The organism is Sphingobacterium sp. UBA5670 (assembly GCF_002420705.1).
In the GTDB taxonomy this organism is placed as follows: domain Bacteria; phylum Bacteroidota; class Bacteroidia; order Sphingobacteriales; family Sphingobacteriaceae; genus Sphingobacterium.
The window spans coordinates 653,855-659,143 of sequence record NZ_DIIM01000021.1 but is presented as its reverse complement, the minus strand read 5'-3'; the positions used below and the strand labels follow the sequence as shown (position 1 = coordinate 659,143).

Annotated in this window: 5 protein-coding genes; 2 read left to right on the top strand and 3 right to left on the bottom strand. The window is 42.9% G+C overall.

The window, feature by feature from the left end; genetic code table 11:
• Positions 1–41: 41 nt before the first annotated feature.
• The 3 genes from B3C94_RS20720 to B3C94_RS20710 form a co-directional block, all read right to left on the bottom strand.
• Positions 42–851 (bottom strand): metallophosphoesterase family protein, encoded by an 810-nt coding sequence (locus tag B3C94_RS20720; protein WP_293907298.1) that lies wholly within the window; start codon positions 849–851, stop codon positions 42–44.
• 372 nt (positions 852–1,223) lie between these two features.
• A complete protein-coding gene (locus B3C94_RS20715) occupies positions 1,224–1,568 on the bottom strand; it encodes a hypothetical protein (protein WP_293907296.1) in 345 nt (114 codons plus the stop codon).
• Positions 1,569–1,742: 174 nt separating this feature from the next.
• Positions 1,743–2,210 (bottom strand): PA2169 family four-helix-bundle protein, encoded by a 468-nt coding sequence (locus B3C94_RS20710; RefSeq protein WP_293907294.1) that lies wholly within the window; start codon positions 2,208–2,210, stop codon positions 1,743–1,745.
• Between the two features lie 204 nt (positions 2,211–2,414).
• Here B3C94_RS20710 and B3C94_RS20705 point away from each other — a divergent pair, with 204 nt between their 5' ends.
• Together B3C94_RS20705 and B3C94_RS20700 are read left to right on the top strand one after the other, a co-directional pair.
• The gene (locus B3C94_RS20705; protein ID WP_293907292.1) at positions 2,415–4,130 is read left to right on the top strand and encodes an FAD/NAD(P)-binding protein; all 1,716 of its coding nucleotides are present in this window, start codon (positions 2,415–2,417) and stop codon (positions 4,128–4,130) included.
• A gap of 138 nt (positions 4,131–4,268) precedes the next feature.
• A partial coding sequence (locus B3C94_RS20700) for a CHASE3 domain-containing protein (protein WP_293907290.1) occupies positions 4,269–5,289 on the top strand: 1,021 nt, incomplete at its 3' end.

The window sequence follows — 5,289 nt, the reverse complement described above, 5'->3', positions numbered from 1 at the left end:
AAAAAAAAAGCGCAATAAACGTGAAAGGTCGTGTTTTTGATTTAGTAGGAAACAAGTTCATGGGTATAGCGGTCCTTTGTGATTGTAAAAATTAGAAATTGACGTTTACCGATATTTGGAGTGCCATAATAGATGATGCCATCTTTAAAAATATCTTCTTCTTGATAGATGTGATCATGACCATTGGTGCAATAAAGGAGCTTCGGGAATTGTTTTATACTATACTGGAAGACGGAGGATACATTATTATTGAACTGGTCAGAAGTGGGTCTGGCATGCATGACCACAACCGTTTGTTTAAAACGCGCAGTATCTAGCAGGCGCTCACGCGCTATAAATGAAAAGTCCGGAACGGGATTGGAGTAGTCGGATTCCAATGCATTGGTATTTAAACATAAAAATTTTGTTTTGCCCGCAATAAAACTATAATTGGGCGTACCAAATACTTGTTCGAAGATCTCTTCACCATTGGCGAGGCAATCGTGATTTCCCAAAAGAGCGACATAAGGCTGTTTCAGTTTCTCTAGAATATCACGTTGCCATAAAAATTCTTTGGTAAGACCGAAATCGCTGATGTCGCCGCCGTGTATAATGAAATCAATATCATTTCTATGGTTGACTATTTTTACAAAATCGTCAAGTTCGTCGTGCCATCGTTGCGAATCACTGATGAATGCGTATCGGATCGTATCCTGATTAGCATAATCGTGTTCTATCTTAATCATATTATCTGCGTTGATATGTTTTCTTCCATCAATTTTACCAGAGTAAGGATGTACATCAAACATGTTGCAGCCATGGATTAGGAGTGGAAAGGTAGTTAGCGAGAGAAATTTATAAAGCTTCTTCATTTGAATTCTTTTGTTGACTTTTTGAACTCAAAAGTAAGTTTTAATGATCTAATGGGAGGTTTAACCTCTCGTCTTTAAAATTTATTATTACTCAGAAATGATATTTAAGAGACGTCAAGTTCGATCGCACTCCTTTTTTCATTTTTATGAAAACTAACAATCATTGGTCTGGATGATGTTAATTGCCTGGATATTGCATTTTATTCGGGATAATTATGCAGATAAATTTATGAGTAACATAGGCGAGGTTTCGAAGTATTATTACCGTTTTATTTTTTTGTTCTTATCCTGATTTATAGTTTTTTAAAACTTCGGAGCAAGTGCACCCCATTTATTTGCAGTTTAGCAAATTAATGGGGTGCACTGAAGTAATCAGTTAACTTGCCTTACATCTTGTGCTGTAATATGGACAATGCCGGCATCATCTTTCCAAAAGTTGCCTTTGGCACGGATTACATCACCGACAGCATAGCGTTTGAAAGTACCACCCGATTTCTGTAAATTGACGATGCTGATCGTTACAATGGCATTCTGGCCTTTTTTGTCGGTAAGGGTTGCCATATAACCATCTTTTCCGTTTTCAATCGCTGTGATAGTTCCAACGACTTCTTTTTCAGAAAGCTGCTGTTCGCTGGCTGTTTGCGGCTTTTGACTGCTGCAGGAGCTCGCGGCCGATAAAATAAAAATTGCTGTTATTCCTGTAAGAATCTTTTTCATTTTTTTTGTTTAAACTAGGGAATGATTTTATGTTCAAACGTGTAATTGTCTTCTTGTGCTACATCGTTTACACTATTTGAGTGACAGTGATCTTTTTCTTTTTCACAAAAAATACCGAAGGGGTGTAGGCTTCGGTATTTTTTTGTGAAAAAGAAAAAATTACTACTTAAAATATTAGATGGTTTTGCTGTCGCGCATCATTTTAATAATATTGTGCGCTTCGAGCTGTTTGCTGAGCTGTGTATTGATCAGGCTATGGACGTTTTGCGAAAGTTCTTCCGATCCGTCAGCCAAGGCTGTTTGATAGGTAGATTTGAAAGCATCTTCACCTTGCTCACAAGTTTCCAATAGACTTCTTTCGTCGTCTCCGGTAATATTTACTTTGATGCCCATCCAGACGCGGAAGAGCTTTCCGCTGAGCATCGTTCCGTCCGTAGCCTCTTTGCCCTCAAGTTCCACATAAGGCGTTAGTTCGGCAATAAATTCTTCCGACTGTCCAATAAACTTTTCGAATGTTGGGATAAGTTTATCTAAACCATGACTGTTTGCCAGATCAATTGCCTTTTTATAACCTTCGATGCGGTCGTTGTTGATCTTGATGATGTCGTTGATGATTTCCGGATTATTAATGTTGTTTTCCATAATACTGTTATTTATTATTATTTTGTTTATTCGAAAAACAGCCTCTGACGAATGATCGTTTGAAGAATCCGCGAATCAGGTATTTAATTCATCCCCCGTATTTATCCCATTTTTTATTGTGCAAGAATAAAAGCCTTTAAAACTTTCTGCATTTTATCCTTGTTATTGATCCGATACTGTCATACAGGCAGCGCAATTAATACTATGCAACAAGATATCCATGTAGCCATTATCGGGGGTGGACCCAGTGGCCTGTTTATGTACAAAAGACTGATTGAAAAGAATATTGCAGGGCTCAAAATATCTATTTTCGAGTCGCGCAAGCAATTGGGCGCAGGAATGCCTTACAGCTACGAAGGTGCGACAGCCGAACACCTGACCAATGTTTCGGATCATGAAATCCCGGCACTAGTCACCACCATCGAAGAATTTGTTCAAACGCTTTCGGAGGCGACGCTCCGTACCTATGGTATTGATGTGGACGATTTTAATCGTTATAAGGTGGTTCCGAGATTGCTTTTTGGCCGGTACTTGTCGGAGCAGTTTATGCTGCTGAAGCGACAGGCCGATGCGAAAGGGATTGAAACGCAGGTTTACCTTGGCTGTCAGGTCAGCGATATCATGGACATGGAAAGCCAATCTCAAGTAAAAATCATCGTTGGCAGCACAGAGACACATATAGTCGACAAGGTCATTATCTGTACCGGTCATAAGTGGCCCACCAGACATGAAGGCAATGTCGAACATTATTTTGAATCGCCCTATCCACCGTCCAAGCTCGCTTTGAAGACCGACCATGCCGTGGGTATACGGGGTGCTTCACTCACAGCGATAGACGCTATTCGGACGCTAGCCCGCCACAATGGATCTTTTGAATATCTGGAAACAGGCGAACTGAGCTATCAGATCGATCCTGGTAGTGAAAATTTTAAATTGCGGATGCATACGCGGAGTGGGCTTTTGCCTGCTATCCGTTTTCATCAAGAAGAACCGTTCCTGGCCAATAATCTCTTGATTTCGGAGGAAGAACTGCTATTGAACAGAATGGAAAATGAGGGCTTCGTTTCCCTTGATTTTTTGTTTGAGCGGAATTTTAAAGCACAGTTCAAAGAAAAAGACCCCGACTTCTATGCAATGGTGGAAAAACTTAGTCTGGAGGACTTTGTGGAGGTCGTACTCAGTTTAAGGGAACAGAAAGATGCCTTTGAAGTCTTCCGTCAGGAGTATGTTCAGTCGCTAAAGTCTATCAAAAGAAGGGAATCAATCTACTGGAAAGAGGTGCTGTCTGCCCTGAGTTTCACCTTAAACTATCCTGCCAAATACATGTCCGCTGAAGATATGATCCGCTTAAAGAAGGTGTTGATGCCGCTGATTTCCATTGTCATTGCCTTTGTGCCGCAAGGATCCGGCCGTGAGCTGTTGGCACTATACGATGCCAGGCGGCTGGAAGTGGTCCATGTAGGAAATGAAAGCCGGGTCGAACCTGCCAGCGATAGGGGGGCTGATTATTTTTATACCGATGAACAGGGCATCGAACGCAGGGTGCATTACAACACCTTTGTGGATTGTGTAGGGCAACGACCGCTGGACTTTGCAGACTTTCCCTTTAAGAGTCTGGTCGACAACGGCAATATCAGTCCGGCTTATTTGCGCTTCCGCTCGGTGGAGCACGCCAAGGAAGAATTATTGGCTGGCAACGACCACATGTTTGTCGCGCCGGACGGTGCGATCTTTCTACAGGTACCGGGGGTGAAAATAGATGACAACTTCCAGTTGGTAGACCAGAGCGGACATTCCAGTCAGCGTCTTTTTATGATGGCTGTCCCTTATATCGGTGGCTACAACCCGGATTATTCGGGTCTTGACTTTTGCGCGGCGACCTCTGAAATCATTGCCGGAAGGATCGCTGGTGGGGGATAAATACGCAACTTTTTGTTAAAATACGGTAACATGGTTTGGGCTGGCTGAGGCGAGATTTAATATAGGTTCCTATTTTTTATATTTGGCGGCCATCTAGACCATCAGTTGGCACTGTCTTAACTCAATTGTTGAAAAAGCATGCCTAAAACTATTTTAAGAAACCTACAGATAGGTTTTGGAATATCGCTGTTGTTACTATTAGCAAGTTCAACGGCTTCTTATGTGAGTATTCGCAAGCAGATCCATAATAGTGCGATGGTCGATCACAGCCGGCGGGTCATGAGTCGTGTCAACAAGATTCTGCAGGATCTGCAGAATGCCGAAACAGGCCAGCGCGGCTTCCTGCTGACAGGTATGGACAAGTTTCTGGATCCTTATAAAACCGGTCTACAGTCGCTGCCCCAGTCGCTGAGCCGCGCACACGATCTAACTTCCGATAATCCCGAGCAGCAACAGGTAATCGATACCTTATCTACACTTGTGCAATCCCGTTTAGATAGACTTGAAAATCTCGTCAATATCAAAAAACGCGGTGGCATGGTGACGGTTTCCCAGCTCGAAGAGGGGAAGACTTACATGGATAGCTGCCGTGTATTGATCGGCCAGATCATCGATAAAGAAGAATTTTTGCTGAACAAGCGTTCGGATGAACTCGGACGTTCATCGGGTTATACCTCCATATTTGTTTTGTTGGCTGCGGTGGTTTCTCTACTGATTACCGTCTTTTTTTACTTCCGCCTGCGGGCAGATTTCTTTAAACGGGAAGAGTTGCAGAATGACCTGAAGCGTAAAGATGAGGAAATCCAACGTCGGCTGAGTATTACACAACGCATCGCGAGGGAGATTGCTGCAGGGCATTATGACATGCAGGTACAGGATGACGAACAGGACGATCTGGGCAGTTTGACGGGATCACTCAATGAAATGGCCCGGTCGCTGAAAACTTCATTTGATGCACTCAATAACAACAATTGGCATCAGGTCGGACTGACGCAGCTCAGCAATCTGCTGATGGGTAATAAACTGCAGGAGGAGCTTACAGCCCTTACATTAGCGCATCTCACCTCATACGGTAGCTGTGTCAATGGGGCCATTTATCTGATGGAGCAGGATCAGCTGGTCTTAAGGGGATCTTATGGACTCGAAGATCCCGATCATA